This window comes from Streptomyces alboniger (assembly GCF_008704395.1).
Classification (GTDB): domain Bacteria; phylum Actinomycetota; class Actinomycetes; order Streptomycetales; family Streptomycetaceae; genus Streptomyces; species Streptomyces alboniger.
Genome location: NZ_CP023695.1, coordinates 1,315,511 through 1,340,302 on the forward strand (window position 1 = coordinate 1,315,511; position 24,792 = coordinate 1,340,302).

The window sequence follows — 24,792 nt, forward strand, 5'->3', positions numbered from 1 at the left end:
GGAAAAGGTCCGGGGCATGTCCGGGGGAACAGGAGAAGGGGAGAAAACCCGGTGGTCAGCAACGATCAGCGGCGGCGGCAGCTCGCCCGGGAGAAGTTCGAGCGTCAGCAGCAGCGGCGGGAGGCGGCGCGGCGCAAGGCCCGGCTGCGCAACGGCGTGATCGCGGGGACGCTCGCGGTGGTGGTGGCGGGCGGCGCGGTGTCGTACGCGGCGGGCGCCTTCGACGGCGACGGCACGACGAAGGACGACGCGGCCGCGCGGCCCACCAGCACGCCGAAGGACCCCTGCGAGAAGGCGGCGCCCGGCAAGGTGAAGCCGCTGAGCTTCAAGAAGGAGCCGGCGCTCACCATCGACAAGTCGGCCGATTACGCGATGAACCTGAAGACGACGTGCGGCGAGATCGGCCTCGACCTGGACGCGGCGAAGGCCCCGCGCACCGTCAACTCGTTCAACTTCCTGGTGAACAAGGGCTACCTGGACCACACCACGTGCCACCGCCTCACCACCGGCGGCATCTACGTCCTCCAGTGCGGCGACCCGAAGGGCACCGGCGAGGGCGGGCCCGGCTACTCGATCCCGGACGAGAACCTGAAGGACAAGCGCCTGAAGGGGAACGTGTATCCGGCGGGGACGGTCGCCATGGCGAACCAGTACAACGCCCGGAAGAAGAAGGGCCGCGACACCGGCGGCAGCCAGTTCTTCCTCGTCTACCAGGACAGTCAGCTCCCACCCGACTACACACCGTTCGGGACCATTTCCGATTCCGGGATGAAGGTGCTCAAGAAGATCGCGGCCGCCGGGGAGAGCTCCGGGCAGGGCGACGGCGCCCCGAACGCGACCGTCGTCATCGACAAGGCCACCGTGACCAAAACCTGAGCCCGCCAGGCAAACTTCGGTCGTGCGGGATGCGGACAGCCGCCCCGCCGGTCGCCTATGTTGGCGGTGACGAAACTGTGGACGATGCCGGGGGCCCGACGGCCCTGCGCAGGCATCATGTGGAGGAGGCGCTGTGAGCAGCGACCCGTGGGGCCGCGTCGACGAGACGGGGACCGTGTACGTGCGAACGGCCGACGGCGGCGAGCGAGTGGTCGGTTCGTGGCAGGCAGGATCTCCTGACGAGGCCCTCGCCTACTTCGAGCGCAAGTACGACGGTCTGGTCGTCGAGATCGGACTTCTCGAGCGCCGGGTGAAGACGACGGATCTGTCGGCCAAGGACGCGATGACGGCCGTCGACCACCTGCGCCAGCAGGTCGACGAGGCGCACGCGGTCGGCGATCTGGACGCCCTGAGCAAGCGGCTCGACAAGCTGGTGGAGACCGTCGAGGCCCGCCGCGAGGAGCGCAAGGCCCAGAAGGCCAAGCAGTCCGACGAGGCGCGGCACGCCAAGGAGGCCCTGGTCGTCGAGGCAGAGGAGCTGGCCCAGAGCGAGCAGTGGCGCGTGGCCGGTGAGCGGCTGCGGGCCCTGGTGGACACCTGGAAGGGTCTGCCACGCCTGGACCGCAAGTCGGACGACGAGCTGTGGCACCGCTTCTCGCACGCCCGCTCGGCGTTCTCCAAGCGCCGCAAGGCGCACTTCGCCTCGCTGGACGCGCAGCGCGAGGAGGCCCGCAAGGCCAAGGAGAAGCTGGTCGCCGAGGCCGAGGCGCTGTCGAACTCGACGGACTGGGGCCCGACGTCCGCGCGGTACCGCGAGCTGATGGCCGACTGGAGGGCCGCGGGCCGCGCCCAGCGCGAGCACGAGGACGACCTGTGGAACCGCTTCCGCGGCGCGCAGGACGTCTTCTTCGCCGCGCGCAGCTCGGTCTTCGCGGAGCGCGACGCCGAGCAGGGGGAGAACCTCAAGCTCAAGGAGGAGCTGGCCGACGAGGCCGAGAAGCTCGTCCCGGTGACGGACCTGAAGGCGGCCCGTGCCGCGTTCCGCTCCATCAACGAACGCTGGGAGGCCATCGGCCACGTCCCGCGTGACGCGCGCCCCAAGGTCGAGGGCCGCATGCAGGCCGTGGAGCGGGCGCTCCAGGAGTCCGAGGAAGCCGAGTGGCGCCGCACCAACCCGGAGGCACGGGCTCGGGCCGAAGGCCTGACGGGGCAACTGCAGGCGGCGGTGGACAAGCTGACGGAGCAGATCGAGAAGGCTCGCGCCGCGGGCAACAACGCCAAGGCCGACAAGCTCCAGAAGGAACTTGACGGCCGCCAGGCGCTGCTCGACCAGGCGCTGAAGGGGCTGCACGAGTTCGGCGGCTGAGGTTAGGTTTTCGCTGTCTACGTAGAGGGGCTCCCGTACACCGCGTACGGGAGCCCCTCTACGTAGAAGACCAATTTACGGCCTGCGCGCCGACGTCACCCGGTAGACGTCGTACACCCCTTCCACTCCCCTGACCGCCTTGAGTACATGCCCCAGATGCTTGGGGTCGCCCATCTCGAAGGTGAAGCGGGAGGTGGCGACGCGGTCACGGGAGGTCTGGACCGCCGCCGACAGGATGTTCACGTGCTGGTCCGACAGGATGCGCGTGACGTCCGACAGGAGCCGGGAGCGGTCCAGCGCCTCCACCTGGATGGCGACCAGGAAGACGGAGGACTGGGTGGGCGCCCACTCGACCTCCAGGATCCGCTCGGGCTCGCGCGAGAGCGAGTCGACGTTCACGCAGTCGCTGCGGTGCACCGATACGCCGCTGCCGCGCGTGACGAAGCCGATGATGGGGTCGCCGGGGACGGGTGTACAGCAGCGGGCCAGCTTGACCCACACGTCCTCGACGCCCTTGACCACGACACCCGGGTCGGTGTTGGAGCGGCGCTTGCTGCGCCCGCGCGAGGGCGGCGCGCTCTCGGCGATGTCCTCGTTGGCCGCCTCCTCGCCGCCGAGGGCCTGGACGAGCTTCTGCACGACCGACTGCGCGGTGACGTGGCCCTCGCCGATCGCCGCGTAGAGGGACGAGATGTCGGGGTAGCGCATCTCGTGGGCGAGCGTGACCAGGGAGTCGCCGGTGAGGATCCGCTGGATCGGCAGGTTCTGCTTGCGCATGGCGCGCGCGATGGCGTCCTTGCCCTGCTCGATGGCCTCGTCGCGGCGCTCCTTGGAGAACCACGCGCGGATCTTGTTACGTGCCCGCGGCGACTTGACGAAGCCTAGCCAGTCGCGGGACGGGCCCGCGCCCGCGGCCTTGGAGGTGAAGACCTCCACCAGGTCGCCGTTGTCCAGGGTCGATTCGAGCGGTACGAGCCGGCCGTTGACCCGCGCGCCTATGGTGCGGTGGCCGACCTCGGTGTGCACCGCGTAGGAGAAGTCGACGGGGGTGGCGCCCGCCGGGAGCGCTATGACGTCGCCCTTCGGCGTGAACACGAAGACTTCGTTGCGCGACAGGTCGAAGCGCAGCGATTCCAGGAACTCGCTGGGGTCCTCGGTCTCCTTCTGCCAGTCCAGGAGCTGGCGCAGCCACGCCATGTCGTTGAGGTGGTCGTCCTTGCCGCCGGCCTTCCTCGGCACGTCGGTGCGCACCTTGGAGGCGCCGGCGACGGCCTCCTGCTTGTACTTCCAGTGCGCGGCGATGCCGTACTCGGCGCGGCGGTGCATGTCGAACGTACGGATCTGGAGCTCGACGGGCTTGCCGTTGGGGCCGATGACCGTCGTGTGCAGCGACTGGTACATGTTGAACTTGGGCATCGCGATGTAGTCCTTGAACCGGCCGGGGACCGGGTTCCATCGCGCGTGGACCGTGCCGAGGGCGGCGTAGCAGTCGCGGACCGTGTCGACCAGGACGCGGATGCCCACCAGGTCGTAGATCTCCGCGAAGTCACGGCCGCGGACGATCATCTTCTGGTAGACGCTGTAGTAGTGCTTCGGGCGTCCGGTGACGGTCGCCTTGATGCGGGCGGCCCGCAGGTCGGCCTGGACCTCGTCGGTCACTATGGCGAGGTACTCGTCGCGCTTGGGGGCGCGCTCGGCGACCAGCCGCACGATCTCGTCGTACATCTTGGGGTAGAGGATCGCGAAGGCGAGGTCCTCCAGCTCCCACTTGATGGTGTTCATGCCCAGGCGGTGGGCGAGCGGCGCGTAGATCTCCAGGGTCTCGCGCGCCTTCTTCTCCTGCTTCTCGCGCTTGAGATAGCGCATGGTGCGCATGTTGTGCAGGCGGTCGGCGAGCTTGATGACCAGGACGCGGGGATCCTTGGCCATCGCGACGACCATCTTGCGCACGGTCTCGGCCTGCGCGGCCTCGCCGAACTTGACCTTGTCGAGCTTGGTGACGCCGTCGACGAGCAGGGCGACCTGGTCGCCGAAGTCGCGCTTGAGGGTGTCCAGGCCGTATTCGGTGTCCTCGACCGTGTCGTGCAGGAGACCGGCCATCAGGGTGGCCGGATCCATGCCCAGCTCGGCGAGGATGGTCGTCACGGCGAGCGGGTGCGTGATGTACGGATCGCCGCTCTTGCGCTTCTGGCCGCGGTGCCAGCGCTCGGCGACCTGGTAGGCCCGCTCGATCTGGCGGAGCGTGGACGTCTCGATCTTCGGGTCGTTGCTGCGCACTATCCGCAGCAGGGGCTCCAGGACCGGGTTGTACGGGTTCGATCGCTGGACGCCGAGCCGGGCGAGGCGGGCCCGCACACGGTTGGAGGAGCCGGAGCGTCCCGGCTGGCCCGTGGCGGGGCGGATCGCGGGAGCCGTCGGGTGGTGGTCCGCGGGCGGCACGGGGCGGGGCTGCTCGGCCGGTTTGTCGCCCCGGGAGACCTCCCCCTGGGCGCGCTGCGCGGACGTGCCGCCCTGCGCGGCCGCTGCCTTCTTCGCGGGCGCGGCGGAGCCCGCCGAGGCCTGCTGAGCCTGCTGGGCGGCCTTGGCGGCGGTGAGTGGCTGGGACTCGTCTGGCAAGAGCGCTCCCTGTGCGCGATCGGGGTCCCCCGGACAGGCCCCGAAGTACCCATGGTATCGATCCTGGGGCCTGGGCTCGCCTGCGGCCGGTGGGACGCCTCTGTACTGGAGAAACGCGAGGGGCGGCGCGTCGATTCCCCCGCGCGTCCCCCGCTTGCCCTCCGCATGCCCTCCGCGTGTCCTGAAGACGGCGACGGGCGCCCCGGCCGGTGCCGGGACGCCCGTCGTCCTGTCCTGCGAGCCGTCTCAGACGGTGATCAGCGCCTCGAGCGGCGCCCCGTCCAGGGCCTGCTCCAGCTTCCGCCGGCCCCCCAGGAAGCCCAGCTCCATGAGGACCGCGACCCCGGCGACCTCGGCGCCCGAGCGCCGGATCAGGTCCAGCGAGGCCCCGGCGGTGCCGCCGGTGGCGAGGACGTCGTCGATGACCATGACGCGGTCGCCCGCGGCCAGGTCCTCGGCGTGCACCTCGATCTCGGCGCTGCCGTACTCCAGGTCGTAGCTCTGCCGCAGCGTCGCCCCGGGTAGCTTGCCCGCCTTGCGTACGGGAATGAAGCCGAGCCCGGCGCGGAGCGCGACCGGGGCGCCGAGGATGAAGCCGCGGGCCTCCAGGCCGACGATCTTCGTGGCGCCGTGCCGCGTGCTGAGGGCGGCCAGCGTGTCCGTGAGCGCCGCGAACGCGGCCGGGTCGGCCAGAAGCGGGGTGATGTCCTTGAACATCACACCCGGCTTCGGGTAGTCCGGCACGTCACGGATGCGGCTGAGCAGTAGCTCGGAGACGCCTGCGACCTCGGTCATCGGCGCTTCCCCGAAGGCCGGCCCTTGCCGCGGCTGCGGGAGGCGGGCTGGGCTCGCGGGCCGACGACAGCCGGTGTGGCGTCCTCGTCGGGAACGCTGCCCCGCGGCTCGTCCTCACCACGGAAGTCCCCGTCCTCCACCACGTTCCCCCTGGCCGCGGCCGACGCGCGCTTGGCGAGCACCCGCTTCTTGAGGGCCTTCAGCTGCGGCTCGCGCTCCTTGAAGTCGGCGACGAGCGGCGTGGCGATGAAGATCGAGGAGTACGCGCCGGCCGCGAGGCCGACGAACAGCGACAGCGAGATGTCGTTGAGCATGCCGGCGCCCAGGACGCCGCCACCGATGAACAGCAGGCCCGCCACCGGGAGCAGCGCGACGACCGTGGTGTTGATGGAGCGCACCAGGGTGCCGTTGATGCTGCGGTTGGCGACCTCGCTGTAGGTGAAGCGGGTCTGCTTGGTGAGGTCCTTCGACTGCTCCTTCAAGCTGTCGAAGACCACGACCGTGTCGTACAGCGAGTAACCGAGGATGGTCAGCAGACCGATCACCGTGCCCGGCGTGACCTCGAAGCCGACCAGCGCGTACACACCCACGGTGATGGTGATGTCGTGGATGAGCGCGATCAGCGCCGCCAGCGCCATGCGCCACTCGAAGGCGATGGCCAGGTAGATCACCACGAGGACCATGAAGATCGCCAGGCCCTGCCAGGCCTTGTTGGCGATCTGCTCGCCCCAGCTGGGACCGACCAGGTCGGCGTTGATGTCGGCGGCCTTGACGTCGAGGTCCTTGGCCAGCGCCGCCTTGATCCGGTCGGACTTGTCGATGTCCACGCCCGCGATCTGGATGCGCATCGCGTCGTCGCCCAGCTTCTGGACGATCGCGTCATGGCCGGAGGCCTTCTCCGCGGACTCCTCGGCCTGTGCGACCGAGACGCTCGTCTTCGGGGTGTTGAAGACGGCGCCGCCCTCGAACTCGATGCCCATGTTCAGGCCGCGCACCGCCAGGCCGAGGATGGCCGTGATGGTGATCAGTATCGAGACGGCGTACCAGATCTTGCGCTTGCCGACGAAGTCGTAGCCGACCTCGCCGCGGTAGAGCCTGGCGCCGAGATTGCCGAGTTTCGACACCTCAGGCCTCCTTCGGGTCGACAGGGCCAACGGAGGAGCCGGGGGCGCGGCGGGACCGGCGGATCGGGGGCTTGATGCCGAGCCGCTTGGGGTCGAAGCCGGACCACGGGTGACCGCTCGCGAAGAACTTCTTGCGTGCCATGAGCGTCATCAGGGGCTTGGTGAAGAAGAACACCACCACGACGTCGAGCAGCGTGGTCAGGCCGAGCGTGAACGCGAAGCCCTGCACCTTGCCGACCGTGACGACGAAGAGCACGGCGGCGGCGAGGAACGACACGAAGTCGGAGACCAGGATGGTGCGCCGGGCGCGCGGCCAGGCCCGCTCGACGGCGGGGCGCAGCGTGCGTCCCTCGCGGACCTCGTCACGGACGCGTTCGAAGAAGACGATGAACGAGTCCGCCGTGATGCCGATCGCGACGATGGCACCGCAGACCGCGGGCAGGTTCAGCGCGAAGTGAATGGTCGGGCCGAGCAGCGTCATGATCGTGTACGTCAGGGCCGCCGAGACCAGGAGGCTCGCGATGGCGATGAGCGACAGGCCGCGGTAGTACACCACGAGGTAGATCACGACGAGCGCGAGGCCGATGGCGCCCGCGATCAGGCCCGCTTCCAGCTGCTCGCCACCGAGGGCCGGGCTGACCGTGGTGACGCTCTGCTCGTGGAAGGTGAGCGGCAGGGCGCCGTACGACAGGACGTTCGCGAGGTCCTTGGCGGAGTCCTGGGTGAAGCTGCCGGAGATCTCGGCGTTGGAGTTCAGGGTCGTGTTGACGCTGGGAGCCGAGACGACCTCGCCGTCCAGGACGATCGCGAACTGGTTCTGCGGGGGCTGCTGCTGCGAGAGCTTGCCCGTCGTCGCCGCGAACTTCTTCGAGCCGCCCTTGGTGAATTCCATGTTGACGACCCAGGCACCGGTCTGCTGGTTGATCGTCGCCTTGGCCTCGTCGACGTCCTTGCCGTTGACCTCGGCCGGGGCAAGGATGAACTTGTCCCACGTCTTGCCGTCGGGGCTCTTGCCGCAGGCGATGGTGGGCTCGGACGGCTTGACGCCCTTGCCGGCCGCGGCGCGCGCCTTCTTGTCCGTGCAGTCCAGCTTGGTGAACTGCTCCTGGAGCTTGGCGGTGGCCGGGTCCGGGGCGGGCGTCTCGTCCTTCTTCTTGCCGTCCTCACCGTCCTTGGCCTTGCCGGACGGCGTCGGGTCCGCCTTCAGGGCCTCACTGACGGCGCGGCCCTGGGGCGACGCGGAGGAGCTGGGGGAGTTCGCGGCGTCCTTGTCGGTGGGCTTGTCCGTCGCCTTGTCGGTGGCCTTGTCCTTGTCGGTGGACTTGTCCTTGTCCTTCTCCTTGTCCGTCCCGGACGAGGGGGTGTCGGACGGAGTCGGCTCGCCGGGGGCCTGAGTGATCACCGGACGGAAGTAGAGCTGAGCGGTCGTGCCGACCTGATCGCGCGCCTGCTTCTCGTTCGTCCCCTTGGGGATGTTGACGATGATGTTGCGATCGCCCTGGGTCTGGACCTCGGCCTCGGAGACACCCAGGCCGTTGACACGGTTGTTGATGATGTCAACGGCGGTGTTCATGTTGGTCGGGTTGATCGCGTTCTTCTGGCCCGGCTCGTTCCTCGCCTCGAGCGTGATGCTCGTACCACCCGCGAGGTCGATGCCCAGGCGCGGTGTGGTGTGTCCGGAAAGGAACATCCCCCCGGTCAGCGCCACGAGGGCGATCAGGATGAAGACCAGTGCGCGGCCCGGCTTGCCCGGTGCGCTCTGCCTTCGGCCCTTCTTCGGTGCTGCCACCTTCTCGTTCTCCCTGTCCAACCGCCCGGCATCCGGTCCGGCCCCGAACGGTGCGGGGAGGTTCCGGGCGGGCGGCCATGAAGTGGTGTCGAGATTCGGCGCGAAATGCACGTGATCCGGGGCCCGTGGTGCGCGAGCGGCGCGCCCCACGGGCCCCGGCCGTGGCTACTTCGCGTCGGACTCGCCGTCGGTCTTCTTCGGCTGCGCGTCGTCGGCCTCGGCGGCCGCGTCCTTCTTGCCGAGGTCGATGCGCGAGTCGTCGGAGGCGGCGGGCTCGTCGGTCTCGGTCAGGGAGGAGGCGTCGTCCGGAACGACGGGGGTGTCCTCGTCCTCGTTCAGGTCGGCCTCGGTGCCGTGCACGATGCGGTTGTACTCGTCGTCCGCGAGGACGGCACCGATCGCGTTCTTCGCGTAAACCGCGTGGACACCGGGGGCCACCTCAAGGAGGACGGCGTCGTCGTGGACCTCCTTGACGGTGGCGTACATGCCCCCGATCGTGCGGATGCCGGTGCCGGGCTGCATCTCGTTACGCATCTGCGCGGCGGCCTGCTGCTTCTTCTTGGCCGACCGGGTCATCAGGAACATGGCCCCGATGAGCACGATGAACGGGAGGAGGGTCACGATATTCACGGGACGGAGTTTCCTTCGCACGACCGCGCGGGTAAGCGGCCTGATGGATGGGGGTGGGCACGCCGCCCGCAAAGGCGGCGTCGGCGGAGTCTAAGCGAGTCCGCACCTAACGAACAACGCTCAGCATGGCACCGCAGTTCCTGAGCAGGCGAGTATCCGCGCCGTTCTCCCCCCGCTCGCGGCGCTGTCCCGCCGCCATCACGTCCCGAACAGGTCCTGCTGACCCTTACCACCCGTGCGGCTCGGCGGCACCAGGTCCAGATGCGCCCAGGCCGCGGGCGTCGCGACGCGGCCGCGGGGAGTGCGGGCGAGCAGTCCCTCCCGTACGAGGAAGGGCTCGGCGACCTCCTCGACGGTCTCGCGCTCCTCCCCCACGGCGACCGCGAGGGTCGACAGGCCGACGGGCCCGCCGCCGAACAGCTTCAGCAGGGCCTCCAGGACGGCACGGTCGAGGCGGTCGAGGCCGCGTCCGTCGACCTCGTAGACCGCGAGGGCCGCGCCCGCGATGTCGCGGTCGATCACACCGTCGGCCTTGACCTGAGCGTAGTCCCGCACGCGGCGCAGCAGGCGGTTGGCGATACGGGGCGTGCCGCGCGAGCGGCCCGCGATTTCGGCGGCGCCGGCCGGGTCGATCTCCACGTCGAGCAGCTGGGCGGAGCGGTGGACGACGCGCTCCAGCTCCGCGGGTTCGTAGAACTCCATGTGCGCGGTGAAGCCGAAGCGGTCGCGCAGCGGCGGCGGCAGCAGGCCCGCGCGCGTGGTGGCGCCGACCAGGGTGAAGGGCGGCAGTTCGAGCGGGATGGCGGTGGCGCCGGGGCCCTTGCCGACGATGACGTCGACACGGAAGTCCTCCATCGCCATGTACAGCATCTCCTCGGCGGGCCGCGACATGCGGTGGATCTCGTCGAGGAAGAGGACCTCGCCCTCCTGGAGGGAGGAGAGGATCGCCGCGAGGTCGCCCGCGTGCTGGATGGCGGGGCCGCTGGTGATGCGGATGGGGGCGCCCATCTCGGCGGCGATGATCATCGAGAGGGTCGTCTTGCCGAGGCCGGGGGCCCCGGAGAGCAGGACGTGGTCGGCGGTGGCGCCCCGCGCGCGGGCCGCCCGCAGGACGAGGTCGAGCTGTTCGCGGACCTTCTCCTGGCCGATGAACTCGCCCAGGTCCTTGGGGCGCAGGGCGGCCTCGACGGCCTGGTCCTCGCCGTCGGCGCCGGAGTCCACCAGCCGCTCCGTGGCGGGTCCGACGAGCCGCTCGGCCGCGCCGTCGGCGTCGTCGGTCGTGTCGTCCCAGTTCATGCGGTGTGCCTCGCGATGCGGTTCAGGGGGGCGGCGGGTGTGTGCGGGTGCTAGCGGGTGCGGTTCAGGGTCTGGAGCGCCGCCTTGAGGAGCCGGCCCACCTGCGGGGTCCCCTCGGTCGCCTCGGCCTGCGGGGCGACGGCGGCGACGGCCTCGTCGGCCTCGCGCGTGGCGTACCCGAGGCCGATCAGCGCGGCGTGCAACTGGTCGCGCCAGCCGGAGGTGACGGCCGTGCCGATGGCGGGGCCGCCGGTGCCGAGCGGCTCGCCGAGGCGGTCCTTGTACTCCAGGAGCAGCTTCTGGGCGCCCTTCTTGCCGATGCCCGGAACGGCGGTCAGCGCCTTCTCGTCGCCGGTGGAGACAGCGCGGCGCAGGGCGTCGGGGCTGTGTACCGCGAGCATGGCCTGGGCCAGTCGCGGACCGACGCCGCTGGCGGTCTGGAGCAGTTCGAAGGTCTGCCGCTCGTCGTCGTCCGCGAAGCCGTAGAGCGTCAGGGAGTCCTCGCGGACGACCAGGGAGGTGGCGAGCTTGGTCTGCTGGCCGACGCGGAGGGTGGACAGGGTGTTCGGCGTGCACTGGACGGCCATGCCGATGCCGCCGACCTCGACCACCGCGGTATCGGGGGCGAGGGCGGCGACGGGGCCGCTGACGAAGGCGATCATGCGGTACGGCCTTTCTGCGCTGTGGGGGTTCGTGCGGCGTGCGGGGCCGCTGCCTGCTGGAGGCGGTTCTGGGACGCTGCCTGCTGGAGGCGGTTCTGGGCGACGGCCTGCTGGAGGCGGTTCTGCGCGGGGGCGCGCCAGATGTGGCAGATGGCGAGCGCGAGGGCGTCCGCGGCGTCGGCGGGCCTGGGCGGCGCGTCGAGCCGCAGCAGACGGGTCACCATGGCGCCCACCTGCGCCTTGTCGGCGCGGCCGCTGCCGGTGACGGCGGCCTTGACCTCGCTCGGGGTGTGCAGGGCGACAGGGATGCCGCGGCGGGAGGCGCAGAGCATGGCGACGGCGCTGGCCTGGGCGGTGCCCATGACCGTACGCACGTTGTGCTGGCTGAACACCCGCTCCACGGCGAGGACTTCGGGGCTGTGCTCGTCGAGCCACTGCTCGATGCCCTGCTCGATGGCGACCAGCCGGTGGCCCAACTCGGCGTCGGCCGGGGTCCGTACGACACCGACGCCGCGCATGGTCAAAGGGCGTCCGGCGACTCCGTCGACGACCCCCACACCGCACCGGGTCAGCCCCGGGTCGACCCCCAGCACCCGCACGACAGCCCCCACTTCTTCGCTCACCTGTTTGTGCAGGCTATCGGCTCGCACTGACAACGCGACGGGCCGACAGGGGCGTGTCCCCGTCGGCCCGTCGTCGCATACGCGTCACATCCGCGTGTGTCAGGCGTCCACCTTGGCCATGACCTCGTCGGAGACGTCGAAGTTGGCGAAGACGTTCTGCACGTCGTCGCTGTCCTCCAGGGCGTCGATCAGCTTGAAGATCTTCCGGGCACCCTCTTCGTCCAGCTCGACCTGCATGGTCGGGACGAAGTTGGCGTCGGCCGAGTCGTAGTCGATGCCGGCGTCCTGGAGGGCGGTGCGGACCGCGACCAGGTCGGTGGCCTCGCTGAGGACCTCGAAGGTCTCGCCGAGGTCGTTGACCTCTTCGGCGCCCGCGTCGAGGACCGCGCCGAGCACGTCGTCCTCGGTCAGCTCACCCTTGGGGACGATGACGACGCCCTTGCGGTTGAAGAGGTACGAGACGGAGCCCGGGTCGGCCATCGAGCCGCCGTTGCGCGTCATGGCGACGCGGACGTCGGACGCGGCGCGGTTGCGGTTGTCGGTGAGGCACTCGATGAGCACCGCGACGCCGTTCGGGCCGTAACCCTCGTACATGATCGTCTCGTAGTCGGCGCCACCGGCTTCGAGGCCGGCGCCGCGCTTGACCGCGGAGTCGATGTTCTTGTTCGGGACCGAGCTCTTCTTGGCCTTCTGGATGGCGTCGAAGAGCGTCGGGTTGCCGGACACGTCGGCGCCGCCCGTGCGGGCCGCGACCTCGATGTTCTTGATCATCTTCGCGAAGAGCTTGCCGCGCTTGGCGTCGATCACGGCCTTCTTGTGCTTCGTCGTAGCCCATTTAGAGTGGCCGGACATCTGCCTGTCTCCTTCGCGTTACCCAACAACCAGTACGAACTCTCCCAGACCTCAAGGCTCCGGGGATCCCCGCAGATCCTACAAGGATCCCGCGCGGGGGTTACCCCGCGCCATCTCCACGAACAGAGCGTGGACCCGGTGGTCGCCGGTCAGCTCCGGGTGGAACGACGTGGCGAGCGCGTTGCCCTGGCGCACGGCGACGATGTGGCCCGCGTGCTCGGCCAGCACCTCGACCTGCGCGCCGACCGACTCGACCCAGGGCGCCCGGATGAAGACGCCCTCGACCGGGTCGCCCTCGATGCCCTTGATGTCGACGGCCGCCTCGAAGGATTCGTTCTGCCGTCCGAAGGCGTTGCGCCGCACGATCATGTCGATGCCGCCCACCGTCTCCTGCCCCGAGCGCGGGTCGAGGATCTTGTCGGCGAGCATGATCATGCCCGCGCAGGTGCCGTAGACCGGCATGCCGTCGCGCACACGCGCGCGGAGGGGCTCGAGAAGGCCGAAGAGAGCGGCCAGCTTGGAGATCGTGGTGGACTCGCCACCGGGGATGACCAGGCCGTCGACCTCGGCGAGTTCTTCGGGGCGCCGCACCGGCCTGGCCACGGCGTCCGCCGAGGCCAGGGCGATCAGGTGCTCCCGTACGTCCCCCTGGAGGGCGAGGACGCCCACTACGGGAGTGGTCATTACCAGCCTCGGTTCGCGTAGCGCTCGGTCTCCGGCAGGGTGTCGCAGTTGATGCCGACCATGGCCTCGCCGAGGTTGCGGGAGGCGTCCGCGATGATCTTCGGGTCGTCGTAGAACGTGGTGGCCTTCACGATGGCCGCGGCGCGCTTGGCCGGGTCGCCGGACTTGAAGATGCCGGAGCCGACGAAGACGCCCTCGGCGCCGAGCTGACGCATCAGGGCGGCGTCGGCCGGGGTGGCGACGCCACCGGCGGAGAAGAGCACGACCGGCAGCTTGCCCAGCTCGGCGGTCTCCTTGACCAGCTCGTAGGGGGCGCGCAGGTCCTTGGCGGCGGCGTACAGCTCGTTGTTGTCGAAGCCGCGCAGCTTGGCGATCTCGTTCTTGATCTGGCGCAGGTGGCGGACGGCCTCGACGACGTTGCCGGTGCCGGCCTCGCCCTTGGAGCGGATCATGGCCGCGCCCTCGGCGATGCGGCGCAGGGCCTCGCCCAGGTTGGTGGCGCCGCACACGAACGGGGTCGTGAAGGCGAACTTGTCGCTGTGGTTGACCTCGTCGGCCGGGGTCAGGACCTCGGACTCGTCGATGTAGTCGACGCCGAGGGACTGGAGGACCTGGGCCTCGACGAAGTGGCCGATGCGGGACTTTGCCATGACCGGGATGGAGACGGCCTCGATGATCTCTTCGATCATGTTCGGGTCGGACATCCGCGCCACGCCGCCGTCCTTGCGGATGTCGGCGGGCACCCGCTCCAGCGCCATGACGGCGACGGCGCCGGCGTCCTCGGCTATCTTCGCCTGCTCGGCGTTGACGACGTCCATGATCACGCCGCCCTTGAGCTGCTCGGCCATGCCGCGCTTCACGCGCGCGGTGCCGGTCTCGGGCGACGGGTTGCTGCTGGAGAGGGTGCTGGACACGGAGTTGACCTCACTCGCTGAAGAAGGTTTCTACAGCTCCGAGGAAACTCCCGACTACCAGGCCACAGCAAGGGCCAATGGTTGACCGGTGGCTCATTTTCCGGGACGCGCCTGGTCCGTGCCGGGCTCGGCGGCCAGGCGCGGACGCGCAGGTCACACCGCTGACCGGCGCCGGATCGCCCGGCCCCGCTAAGAACCGGCCCGGTCGGCCAGCGCCACCGGCGGCTCGTCGTCCATCTCGAAGGCCATCGGGAACGGCGCGTGTCCCGCGAGGCGGAACCAGCGGACCTTGCGGTGCCTGCGCAGGGCACGGGCCGCGCGTACGGAGTCGTTGTGGAAGCGGCGGGCCATCGGCACCCGGCGCACGGACGCCGCCAGTTCGGTGGCCGCCTCGTCCCCGCCCGGAGCTTCGCGTACCGCCTCGACCTGCTGGATCTCACCGAAGATGGCCCGCAGCGCCTGGCTCAGCTCGCTCTCCGCGACCTCGCGCTGCTCCTCCTCCGCCTGCCGGGCCGCGTGCGCCGCCTCGTAGAGCACGATCGAGGCGGCGGGGTCGAGCACCCCCGAGGTGGCCAGCTCCTGGGCGACCGAGGCGCGGCGCAGCAGCTGCGCGTCGAGAGCGGCGCGCGAGGCGTCGATCCGCGCGTGCAGCCGGTCGAGCCGCCCGGCGGTCCAGCTCAGATAGAGGCCGATCGCCAGGAGGGCTACCGCGATCCAGATCAAGGTGGAGGTCACGGACGCTCAGGCTAGTCGCCCCGCGCCCACCGGTTCACCACCGGGCACCCCGATGCGGCCCGAGGCGCCCCAGGGCCCCCGTCCGCGGCGGACCCTCAGGTACGAGTGAGCCCGAACCGCGCCCGAAGACCCGACCGCTCGTCCTCCGCGACCGAGGCCGCGCCGTCCGTCACCGTCTCGTACACCGCGAGGATGTCCGCGCCGACGGTCGACCAGTCGAAGCGCCGCACGTGCGCGCTGCCGCGCTCCCGCAGCCCCTCACGGCGCTCGGGGTCGGCGAGGAGGCGTACCGCCGCCTTGGCGAGGGACTCCGCGTCCTCGTTGCCGAACAGCTCGCCCGCCGCACCCTGGTCGAGCACCTGCGCGAAGGCGTCCAGGTCGCTGGCGAGCACGGGCGCGCCGGCGGACATCGCCTCGACGAGGATGATCCCGAAGCTCTCGCCGCCGGTGTTCGGAGCGACGTACAGGTCGACGCTCCTCAGCAGCCGCGCCTTGTCCTCGTCGCTGACCATGCCGAGGAACTCCACGCGGGAGCGCAGCTCGTCCGGGAGCGAGGCCACCGCCTCCTCCTCGTCGCCGCGCCCGGCGACGAGGAGACGGGCGTTCGGCCGCTCGGCGAAGATCTGCGGCAGCGCCTTCATCAGGACCGGGAGTCCCTTGCGGGGCTCGTCGATGCGGCCGATGAAGCCGATGGTCTCCCCCTGCCACTCGGGCTTGGGCTCGGCCTTGGCGAAGAAGTCGACGTCGACGCCGTTGGGGATGACGACCGCGTCGCCGCCCAGGTGCTCCACGAGGGTCCGGCGCGCGTACTCGCTGACGGCGATGCGGGCGCTGATCTTCTCCAGGGCGGGCTGGAGGATCGGGTACGCGGCGATCATGGCCCGGGAGCGCGGGTTGGACGTGTGGAACGTCGCGACGATCGGGCCCTGCGCCGCCCAGCAGGTGAGCAGCCCGAGCGACGGCGACGTCGGCTCGTGGATGTGGATGACGTCGAAGGTGCCGTCGTGCAGCCAGCGGCGGACCCGCGCGGCCGACAGGAAGCCGAAGTTGAGCCGGGCGACCGAGCCGTTGTACGGCACGGGGACGGCCCGGCCCGCCGAGACGACGTACGGCGGGAGGGGGGTCTCGTCGTCGGCCGGGGCCAGGACGGAGACCTCGTGTCCGAGGCGGATCAGGTGCTCCGCCAGATCGCGGATGTGGAACTGGACGCCGCCCGGCACGTCCCAGGAGTACGGGCAGACGATGCCGATCTTCACGAGGGCTCCCCCGCCGCGGGGCCGCCGGGGCGGGGCTCCAGGTCGGCGAGCCACAGTCGCTGGAGCATGTGCCAGTCCTCCGGGTGGTCGGCGATGCCGGTGGCGAAGGCGTCTGCCAGCGCCTGCGTCATGACAGACGTCTTCTCGGCGCGGGTGCCTGTCTCGGGAACGTCGACGGGCGGGTGGATCCGGCCCTTCATGACGGGCGTGCCGTCGTACCAGAGCGTCACGGGCAGGAGCACGGCGCCGGTCTGCTGGGCCAGCATCGCGGGTCCCGCGGGCATCCGGGCCGTGTCTCCGAAGAACTTCACCTCGACTCCGGAGGCCGACAGATCGCGGTCCGCGACGAGACAGATGAGACCACCCGCGCGCAGCCGCCGGGCCAGCGTGCCGAAGGCGGAGCCCCCGGTGTGCGGGAGGACCTCCATGCCGAGGCTCTCGCGGTAGGCGACGAAACGGTCGTAGAGCGTCTCGGGCTTGAGCCTCTCGGCGACGGTCGTGAAGGGGATGTCGAGCTTCGTGGTGACCCAGGCGCCCGCGAGGTCCCAGTTACCGAGATGCGGCAGGGCGACGATGACGCCCTTGCCGGCGGCGAGCCCGTCGGTGAGGTGGTGCTGGCCCGTGACGTCGACGCCGTCCCTGACGCGCTCCCGGCTCCAGGAGGGCAGCCGGAAGGACTCCATCCAGTAGCGCAGGTACGACCGCATGCCCGCCCTGGACAGCTGGGCGAGCCGCTCCGGGGTGGCGTCGGGCACCACGCGCGCGAGGTTCGACTCCAGGCGCAGCACGCCCTTGCCGCGGCGCCTCCAGACCGCGTCGGCGATGGTCGTGCCGAGTCGCTGGGCGACCGGCTCGGGGAGCTTCTTGACGGTGCTCCAGCCGAGGCCGTACAGCGCGTCGGTGAGTCGGTCCTTCACTGCGCCGTCTCACTCTCCTGGTCCGGGGCGGCGTCGGCCTCGGCGGCCTCGCGGCGCACGGTCACGACGCGCTGCACGAGGGTGACCAGGCTGCCGACCGCGACGATCCACAGGGCGATGGGCAGCAGGACGTCGATGCCCGGGACGCCGAACTTGTGCAGCCCGGCGAGGCCCGCGGCGACCAGCGAGATCACCAGCCGCTCGGCGCGCTCCACCAGGCCGTTGACGGCCACGGGCAGGCCGATCGCCTCGCCGCGCGCCTTGGTGTACGACACCACCTGGCCGCTCGCCAGACAGAAGATGGAGACGGCGCAGAGGATGTTGTCGTCCCCGGATCCCGCGTACCAGAGGGCGAGGCCGCCGAAGATCGCGCTGTCGGCCACCCGGTCGAGCGTGGAGTCCAGGAAGGCGCCCCAGCGGCTGGAGCGGCCGAGCTGGCGGGCCATGTTGCCGTCGACGAGGTCGGAGAAGACGAACAGGGTGATGACGATCGTGCCCCAGAAGAACTCGCCACGGGGGAAGAAGACCAGCGCTCCCGCCACCACACCGGCCGTGCCGATGAAGGTGACCGCGTCGGGGCTGACCCCGCGGCGGATGAGAAACGCGGCGAACGGTGTGAGGACACGCGTGAAGAATGCACGCGCGTACTTGTTCAGCATGGCCTTCCCGAGGGGTCGGTGCGCCGCGTGGCCCCGTTGGCCACCGGCCGACCCATCGTAGTCACGCCCTTGACGCACCGGCTCGCCCCCTCACGATCGCGTACGACGTATGGACGCACCGTGACGCGAGTGGAAAGCTCGAAAGCACCACGGGCGCCGTCGGAGCCGCCCCGCACTGGGCCCCGCGCGTCCGCGAGCAGCCAGCATCCCCGAGGGGGCTGAGCCTCCTCATCGTGCACGTGACCGGGAGGCAAGGCATGGGCGACAAGGCGAACGCACACCCCGGAGCCGCCGGCAGGGCAGCGACGGCCGACCACCCCGCGTCCGTACGGAATGTGGTGCTGGTCGGCCACAGCGGATCGGGCAAGACGACCCTGGTGGAGGCCCTCGCGCTGACCGCGGGAGCGGTGAACCGCGCGGGCCGCGTCGAGGACGGCACCGCCGTCTCCGACTACGACGAGATCGAGCACCGGCAGCAGCGCTCGGTGCAGCTGTCCCTGGTCCCCGTCGAATGGGACGGCATCAAGATCAATCTGCTGGACACCCCTGGATACGCCGACTTCGTCGGTGAGCTGAGGGCCGGTCTGCGCGCCGCGGACGCGGCCCTCTTCGTCGTCTCGGCGGCGGAGGGCGCCGAGGGCGTCACCGGCGCGACCCGCATGGTGTGGGAGGAGTGCGCGGCGGTCGGCATGCCGCGGGCCATCGTGGTGACGCACCTGGAGTCGGCCCGCGCGGACTTCACCGTGATGACGCGCAACTGCGCCGAGGCGTTCGGCGCCGACGACCCGGACGCCGTACTGCCGCTGTACCTGCCCCTCCACGGTGAGCAGGGCCCGGACGGGCACGCGCCGGTGACCGGCCTGATCGGGCTGCTCTCCCGGCGGGTCTACGACTACGCGTCGGGTGAGCGCAAGGAATCCGAGCCGGGCGACGACCAGCTGCCGCTGATCGAGGAGGCCCGCAACAAACTGATCGAGGGGATCATCGCCGAGAGCGAGGACGAGTCCCTCATGGACCGCTATCTCAGCGGCGAGGACATCGACTTCAAGACACTCGTGGACGACCTGGAACGGGCCGTCGCGCGCGGCATCTTCCACCCCGTGCTCGCCGCCGCCCCGGCCGCGGAGGGCGCCCGCCAGGGCATCGGCACGGTCGAGCTCCTCGAACTGATCACGGGCGGCTTCCCCACCCCGCTGGAACACCCCGCGCCGACGGTGACGACGCCGGGTGGCAAGGCGCGGCCCGCCCTGTCCTGCGATCCCGACGGCCCCCTGGCGGCCGAGGTCGTCAAGACCGCCTCCGACCCCTACGTCGGCCGGATCTCGCTCGTACGCGTCTTCTCCGGCACCCTGCGCCCCGACGAGACGGTGCACGTCTCCGGCCACGGCCTGGCGGACCGGGGCCACGAGGACCACGACGTCGACGAGCGCGTCGGCGCGCTGTCCTCCCCCTTCGGCAAGCAGCAGCGCGTTCTCACCCGGTGTGTGGCGGGCGACATGGCGTGCGTGGCCAAACTGCACCGCGCGGAGACCGGCGACACGCTGTCGAGCAAGGACGACCCGCTCCTGATGGAGCCCTGGGACATGCCGGACCCGCTCCTTCCGCTCGCCATCCAGGCGCACAGCAAGGCGGACGAGGACAAGCTCTCGCAAGGGCTCTCGCGCTTGGTGGCCGAGGATCCGACGATGCGCCTTGAGCAGAACCAGGACACGCACCAGGTGGTCCTGTGGTGCCTGGGCGAGGCGCACGCCGACGTGGCCCTGGAGCGGCTGCGCAGCCGGTACGGCGTACAGGTCGACGTCGTACCGCACCGGGTCACCCTGCGGGAGACGTTCGCGGACAGGTCCGCGGGGCGCGGACGCCATGTGAAGCAGTCCGGCGGGCACGGCCAGTACGCGATCTGCGAGATCGAGGTGGAGCCGCTGCCCGGCGGCAGCGGCATCGAGTTCGTCGACAAGGTGGTCGGCGGCGCGGTCCCCCGCCAGTTCATCCCCTCCGTCGAGAAGGGTGTCCGCGCGCAGGCGGCGAAGGGCGTCGCGGCCGGGTACGCCCTCATCGACATACGCGTCACGCTCCTCGACGGCAAGGCGCACTCGGTGGACTCCTCCGACGCCGCGTTCCAGACGGCGGGCGCGCTCGCGCTGCGCGAGGCGGCGGCCGGGGCCAGGATCCACCTGCTCGAACCGGTCGCCGAGGTACGGGTGCTGGTCGGCGACGACTATGTCGGCGCGGTCATGAGCGATCTGTCCGGGCGCCGCGGCCGGGTGGTCGGCACCGAGCAGGCGCCCGGCGGACGCACGCTCGTACGGGCGGAGGTCCCCGAGATCGAGATCGGCCGGTACGCGGTGGACCTGCGGTCACTCTCCCAGGGCACCGGGCGCTTCAGCCGGGCGTACGCCCGCCACGAGCCGATGCCCCCGCAGTTGTCGGAGCGGATCCGCGAACAAGCGCGGGCCGCCTCGTAGTTGAAGGAGCCGAACCGGCGCACGATCGCCGCCCGCCCGGCCCGCGCGGGCGGGCGGCACCCCGGGCGCCCCCTGCCGGATGTCGGTGCTCCCCGATACGCTGATGACCTGATCAACGGATGCGCCGGTCGGCAACAGGTGTGCCGGACAAGGAAGTCGGGAAGAGCCGCAGCAGCGAAGGCGTCGCGGCGAGGGGGCGGCAGTGGCGGACGATGGATTCGACTTCAGGCCCGGGGCCCAGGTCCCGCTCTCGGGCGCCGCGGGACAGACCGTGGCGACACATGCCCTGGCGTCGGCCGCGTATCGCGACGGAGACGTCGACGAGATCCTGAAGGCCGACAGCGAGTGGCACAAGTCCGTGGTGAAGCCCGGCATGTGGTCCCTGTTCAAGCCGAGCCTCGGCGAGGCCTTCGCGCGGACCGTGCAGGTGCGGATGCTCGGCGGCGGCCGCAAGCCGCTCATCCAGTCCTTCGGTATCGAGCCGCAGTCCGTCGTGGAGCACTGCCTCGCGGCGAGCCGCATCCGCAAGGAGCGCGACAGCTGGCTCACGGCCGTGATGGTCCTGTGCGGCGTGCTCTTCCTGCCCGGCCTGCTCGTCTGGCTGCTCGTCTTCACCATCAGACGCCAGGTCGCCAAGAACGAGAACAAGCGCGCGGGCGCGCTGGCCACCGCCGTCCTGGTCGCCATGGGCGTGCTGGCCGCCCTCGCCCTCCTCAAGCTGCCGTTCGACGGCTTCTGGGCGTGGTACCTGCGGGCGGCGATCGTGCTGCCCGTGGTGGGCTGGTTCTGGGCCAAGCAGATCGCCGAGCGCACGGCCAGGGACATGCGCGAGCGCTGGGCGAGCCTGCTCTCGGGCGGCGGCATCGGGGCCAAGATCCCCGAGGCGGTGCCGGGCAGCCCCGGCGAGACGGCCGCCGAACGGCTGCGCCAGAGCCTGGCCAGGCTCTCCGCGGAGCAGCAGAGCAACTCCGTCTTCTACGCCGGGCCCAAGGGCATATTGGGCATGGGCACGCGCTGGGGCAGCTGGCAGCTGGCCGAGGAGCTGGTGCCCGCCGAGGACGGCAAGGAGATCCACCCCTTCCGCAGCTGGGACGTCATACGGGCGGTGCACGACCAGCTCCGCATGCTGGAGCGTGGCCCGCTGCACACCGGCGGCTTCCCCACCCCGTCGATAAACCACTGGATCGTGTCCCCCATCGGGGAGAACGCCAAGGCGGTGGCCCGCCCCACCGGCACGGACGTCGACGCCTTCCAGATCCGCGGCCATGAGATACAGCGGATCTGTAATGAACAGCAGTTCGGCAGCGGCGACCGGCACTATTTGGGCGTGCAGTTCACGCTCTGGGACGGCCAGTTGGTCATCACGATGCTCATCACGGTGACCGTGCTGCACGAGACGCTGCGCATCGAGGTCACCGGCCACGCGCTGGGCCCGGTCAACTCCCTGTTCACCACCAAGCCCGAGCCCAAGACGAAGACGGTCAGCAAGCCCATCAAGTTCTGGGAGACCGTCGACCGCCAGCTGCCGCTGGTCGACGCCGACGAGGTGGTACGCCTCGCGGTCCGTGCCCCCTTCACGTGGTATCCGCCACTGCTTGACCACCTCGGCGGCAAGCTGGTCCTGCCCGAGCCCTTCGGCCTGCGCCACGCCTGGGCCGACAAGCCGTGGCGGCACCGCTTCATGGCCGACGACGCGCTGCGCGCCGCCACGCCCGTGCTGCGCGTGGTGCACCAGGCGGCGATCAAGGTCCTCGCGGAGAACGGCGTCAACACCGAGAAGTTCGGCGCCCGTTCCGGCTTCCTCAGCGGGGCGATCCAGGACCCGATGCCGAGGAAGGCGGACGTGTACGACGCGTAAGGGCTCCGCCGGCGCTAGCTCGCGGGCCAGACGTCGGCGAGCATCTTGCGGGTGTCGGCGAGCAGCTGCGGCAGCACCTTCGTATGGCCGACGACCGGCATGAAGTTGGTGTCGCCGCCCCAGCGCGGGACGACGTGCTGGTGCAGATGCGCGGCGATGCCGGCGCCCGCGACGGCGCCCTGGTTCATGCCGATGTTGAAGCCGTGCGCGCCGGACGCGGTGCGCAGGGCCGTCATCGCCTGCTTGGTCAGCTCGCCCAGCTCGGCGGTCTCGGGGCCCGTCAGGTCGGTGTAGTCGGCGACGTGGCGGTAGGGGACGACCATCAGGTGGCCGCCGTTGTACGGGTAGAGGTTCAGCACCGCGTACACCTGCTCGCCGCGCGCGATCACCAGGCCGTCCTCGTCGGACTTGGCCGGGATGGAGCAGAAGGGGCAGCCGTCGTCGGCTCCCGGGCCCGTGGGCTTGTTCTCGCCCTGGATGTACGCCATCCGGTGGGGCGTCCACAGGCGCTGGAACGCGTCCTGCGTACCCACTCCGATCTGCTGCTCCGGCTCACTCGTCATGGTGGTCAGCATATTCCCCGGGGAGTACGCGACGAGGGGCGGCCCCGAACGGGACCGCCCCTTACCTCCCCGCGCCCGCGGGGGCCACGTCACACCTGCACGCGACGCTCCACCACGTCGACGAGCTTCGCGATCGCCTCGTCACGGGCGATCCCGTTCTCCTGCGACCCGTCCCGGTAGCGGAACGACACCGAGCCCGCGTTCATGTCGTCGTCACCGACGATGACCATGAACGGCACCTTGCCGCGCTGAGCGTTGCGGATCTTCTTCTGCATACGGTCCGACGAGGCGTCCACCTCGACCCGCAGCCCGCGCTTCCTGGCCTCCTCGGCGAACTCCTGGAGGTAGGGCACGTGCGCGTCGCCGACCGGGATCCCGATCGCCTGCACCGGGGCGAGCCACGCCGGGAACGCGCCCGCGTAGTGCTCGAGAAGCACGCCGAAGAACCGCTCGATCGAGCCGAACAGCGCGCGGTGCAGCATGACGGGCTGCTGCTTGGAGCCGTCCGCCGCCGTGTACTCCAGGCCGAACCGCTTCGGCTGGTTGAAGTCCACCTGGAGGGTCGACATCTGCCAGGACCGGCCGATCGCGTCCTTCGCCTGCACCGAGATCTTCGGGCCGTAGTACGCGGCGCCGCCCGGGTCCGGCACCAGCGGAAGGCCCTGCTTCTCGGCCGCCTGGCGCAGCGCCTCGGTGGCCTCCGCCCAGTCCTCGTCGGAGCCGATGAACTTGTCGGAGTCGTCGCGGGTGGACAGCTCCAGCTCGAACTCGTTCAGGCCGTAGTCGCGCAGCAGGTCCAGGACGAAGGTGAGGAGCTTGTCCAGCTCCTCGGCCATCTGCTCCCTGGTGCAGTAGATGTGCGAGTCGTCCTGCGTGAAGCCGCGCGAGCGGGTCAGGCCGTGCACGACGCCCGACTTCTCGTAGCGGTACACCGTGCCGAACTCGAAGAGCCGCAGGGGCAGTTCGCGGTAGGAGCGGCCCCGCGACTTGAAGATGAGGTTGTGCATCGGGCAGTTCATCGCCTTCAGGCGGTAGTTCTGCCCGTCGAACTCGATCGGCGGGAACATGCCCTCGGCGTAGTGCGGAAGGTGCCCGGAGATCTCGAAGAGCTGCTCCTTCGAGATGTGCGGGGTGTTCACGAACTCGTAGCCCGAGTCCTCGTGCCGCTTGCGGGAGTAGTCCTCCATCACCTTGCGGATCACGCCGCCCTTGGGGTGGAAGACCGCGAGACCCGGGCCGATCTCCTCCGGGAAGGAGAAGAGGTCCAGCTCGGAGCCGAGCTTGCGGTGGTCGCGCTTCTCGGCCTCGGCGAGGAACTCCAGGTGCGCCTTCAGCTCGTCCTTCGACGGCCACGCGGTGCCGTAGATGCGCTGGAGCTGGGGGTTCTTCTCGCTGCCGCGCCAGTAGGCGGCGGCGGAACGCATCAGCTTGAACGCGGGGATGTTCCGGGTGGTGGGCAGGTGCGGGCCTCGGCAGAGGTCCTTCCAGCACAGCTCGCCGGTCTTGGCGTCGATGTTGTCGTAGATCGTCAGCTCGCCGGCGCCGACCTCGGCGTCCGCGCCGTCGGCGGCGTTCGCCGCGTTGCCCTTGAGGCCGATCAGCTCCAGCTTGTACGGCTCGTCGGCCAGCTCGACGCGGGCGTCGTCGTCGTTGGTGACGCGGCGCGAGAAGCGCTGGCCCCGCTTCTGGATCTCCTGCATCTTCTTCTCGATGCGCTTGAGGTCCTCGGGGGTGAAGGGCTCCTTGACGTCGAAGTCGTAGTAGAAGCCGTCCCGGATGGGCGGGCCGATGCCCAGCTTGGCGTCGGGGTACAGCTCCTGCACGGCCTGCGCCATGACGTGCGCGGTCGAGTGGCGCAGGATGTCCAGGCCGTCCTCGGAGGAGATCTCGACGGGCTCGATCTCGTCGCCGTCGGCCACGGCGTACGCCAGGTCCTTCAGCTCGCCGGCCACGCGGGCGGCGACGATGGTGCGCTCACCGGCGAAGAGCTCGGCCGCCGTAGTGCCCGTCGTCACCACGCGCTCTTCCCGCTCGGAATCGCGTTGGATGATCACACGGACGTCTGACACCGGTCTCTCCTTGCAGAAGGGGGTGCGGCGCTTTCTGATGCGC

At 70.4% G+C, this 24,792-nt stretch carries 20 protein-coding genes and 1 pseudogene; 4 read left to right on the plus strand and 17 right to left on the minus strand.

Annotated elements, in window-relative coordinates; all coding sequences use genetic code 11:
* Positions 1-51 precede the first annotated feature (51 nt).
* Entirely contained in the window at positions 52-876 is an 825-nt protein-coding gene (locus CP975_RS05610) for a peptidylprolyl isomerase (protein WP_055526664.1), read from the plus strand.
* Between the two features lie 133 nt (positions 877-1,009).
* Positions 1,010-2,242 carry a DUF349 domain-containing protein gene (locus tag CP975_RS05615; protein ID WP_055526666.1) on the plus strand — a complete coding sequence of 411 codons (1,233 nt, stop codon included), beginning with the start codon at positions 1,010-1,012 and terminating at the stop codon, positions 2,240-2,242.
* Between the two features lie 75 nt (positions 2,243-2,317).
* On the opposite strand, the gene CP975_RS05620 is transcribed toward CP975_RS05615, so the two are convergent.
* From CP975_RS05620 to pgsA, 15 genes and pseudogenes are all read right to left on the minus strand, one after another.
* Positions 2,318-4,858, minus strand: coding sequence for a RelA/SpoT family protein (locus CP975_RS05620; protein WP_030787174.1), 2,541 nt, complete (start codon positions 4,856-4,858; stop codon positions 2,318-2,320).
* A 246-nt stretch (positions 4,859-5,104) separates the two neighbouring features.
* Positions 5,105-5,653 (minus strand): adenine phosphoribosyltransferase, encoded by a 549-nt coding sequence (locus CP975_RS05625; protein WP_055526667.1) that lies wholly within the window; start codon positions 5,651-5,653, stop codon positions 5,105-5,107.
* The gene (gene secF / locus CP975_RS05630; RefSeq protein WP_055526668.1) at positions 5,650-6,777 is read right to left on the minus strand and encodes a protein translocase subunit SecF; all 1,128 of its coding nucleotides are present in this window, start codon (positions 6,775-6,777) and stop codon (positions 5,650-5,652) included. Before secF ends, CP975_RS05625 begins: the two co-directional genes overlap by 4 nt.
* A gap of 1 nt (position 6,778) precedes the next feature.
* Positions 6,779-8,566, minus strand: coding sequence for a protein translocase subunit SecD (gene secD, locus CP975_RS05635; protein WP_055526699.1), 1,788 nt, complete (start codon positions 8,564-8,566; stop codon positions 6,779-6,781).
* Between the two features lie 165 nt (positions 8,567-8,731).
* Positions 8,732-9,196 (minus strand): preprotein translocase subunit YajC, encoded by a 465-nt coding sequence (gene yajC / locus CP975_RS05640; RefSeq protein WP_030787160.1) that lies wholly within the window; start codon positions 9,194-9,196, stop codon positions 8,732-8,734.
* Positions 9,197-9,394: 198 nt separating this feature from the next.
* On the minus strand, positions 9,395-10,492 hold the full coding sequence (ruvB, locus tag CP975_RS05645; RefSeq protein ID WP_055526669.1) for a Holliday junction branch migration DNA helicase RuvB: 1,098 nt from the start codon (positions 10,490-10,492) through the stop codon (positions 9,395-9,397).
* A 50-nt stretch (positions 10,493-10,542) separates the two neighbouring features.
* A complete protein-coding gene (ruvA, locus tag CP975_RS05650; protein ID WP_055526670.1) occupies positions 10,543-11,154 on the minus strand; it encodes a Holliday junction branch migration protein RuvA in 612 nt (203 codons plus the stop codon).
* Positions 11,151-11,753, minus strand: coding sequence for a crossover junction endodeoxyribonuclease RuvC (gene ruvC / locus CP975_RS05655; RefSeq protein ID WP_055526701.1), 603 nt, complete (start codon positions 11,751-11,753; stop codon positions 11,151-11,153). Before ruvC ends, ruvA begins: the two co-directional genes overlap by 4 nt.
* Before the next feature lie 123 nt (positions 11,754-11,876).
* Positions 11,877-12,629, minus strand: a complete 753-nt coding sequence (locus tag CP975_RS05660) for a YebC/PmpR family DNA-binding transcriptional regulator (protein ID WP_030787148.1) — start codon at positions 12,627-12,629, stop codon at positions 11,877-11,879.
* Between the two features lie 78 nt (positions 12,630-12,707).
* Positions 12,708-13,313, minus strand: a complete 606-nt coding sequence (pdxT, locus tag CP975_RS05665) for a pyridoxal 5'-phosphate synthase glutaminase subunit PdxT (protein ID WP_055526671.1) — start codon at positions 13,311-13,313, stop codon at positions 12,708-12,710.
* Positions 13,313-14,227, minus strand: a complete 915-nt coding sequence (pdxS, locus tag CP975_RS05670; protein ID WP_055526672.1) for a pyridoxal 5'-phosphate synthase lyase subunit PdxS — start codon at positions 14,225-14,227, stop codon at positions 13,313-13,315. Before pdxS ends, pdxT begins: the two co-directional genes overlap by 1 nt.
* A 189-nt stretch (positions 14,228-14,416) precedes the next feature.
* Entirely contained in the window at positions 14,417-14,962 is a 546-nt protein-coding gene (locus CP975_RS05675; protein WP_030787140.1) for a hypothetical protein, read from the minus strand.
* 95 nt (positions 14,963-15,057) lie between these two features.
* Positions 15,058-16,218 carry a glycosyltransferase family 4 protein gene (locus CP975_RS05680; RefSeq protein ID WP_055526674.1) on the minus strand — a complete coding sequence of 387 codons (1,161 nt, stop codon included), beginning with the start codon at positions 16,216-16,218 and terminating at the stop codon, positions 15,058-15,060.
* Positions 16,215-17,135 carry a phosphatidylinositol mannoside acyltransferase gene (locus CP975_RS05685; protein WP_055526676.1) on the minus strand — a complete coding sequence of 307 codons (921 nt, stop codon included), beginning with the start codon at positions 17,133-17,135 and terminating at the stop codon, positions 16,215-16,217. Before CP975_RS05685 ends, CP975_RS05680 begins: the two co-directional genes overlap by 4 nt.
* Positions 17,132-17,850, minus strand: a pseudogene (pgsA, locus tag CP975_RS05690) (phosphatidylinositol phosphate synthase). The gene CP975_RS05685 and the pseudogene pgsA overlap by 4 nt, the downstream one beginning before the upstream one ends.
* A 201-nt stretch (positions 17,851-18,051) precedes the next feature.
* Between pgsA and CP975_RS05695 the strand changes: the two are divergent.
* Together CP975_RS05695 and CP975_RS05700 are read left to right on the plus strand one after the other, a co-directional pair.
* Positions 18,052-20,259: an elongation factor G-like protein EF-G2 gene (locus CP975_RS05695; RefSeq protein WP_055526681.1), complete on the plus strand. Its 2,208-nt coding sequence runs from the start codon at positions 18,052-18,054 to the stop codon at positions 20,257-20,259.
* Positions 20,260-20,461: 202 nt separating this feature from the next.
* A complete protein-coding gene (locus CP975_RS05700; protein WP_150476625.1) occupies positions 20,462-22,117 on the plus strand; it encodes a hypothetical protein in 1,656 nt (551 codons plus the stop codon).
* Between the two features lie 14 nt (positions 22,118-22,131).
* Here the strand turns inward: CP975_RS05700 and CP975_RS05705 are convergent, their stop codons facing one another.
* Positions 22,132-22,692 (minus strand): HIT family protein, encoded by a 561-nt coding sequence (locus CP975_RS05705; RefSeq protein WP_150476626.1) that lies wholly within the window; start codon positions 22,690-22,692, stop codon positions 22,132-22,134.
* Positions 22,693-22,769: 77 nt separating this feature from the next.
* On the minus strand, positions 22,770-24,749 hold the full coding sequence (gene thrS, locus CP975_RS05710; protein WP_150476627.1) for a threonine--tRNA ligase: 1,980 nt from the start codon (positions 24,747-24,749) through the stop codon (positions 22,770-22,772).
* Between the last annotated feature and the right edge of the window lie 43 nt (positions 24,750-24,792).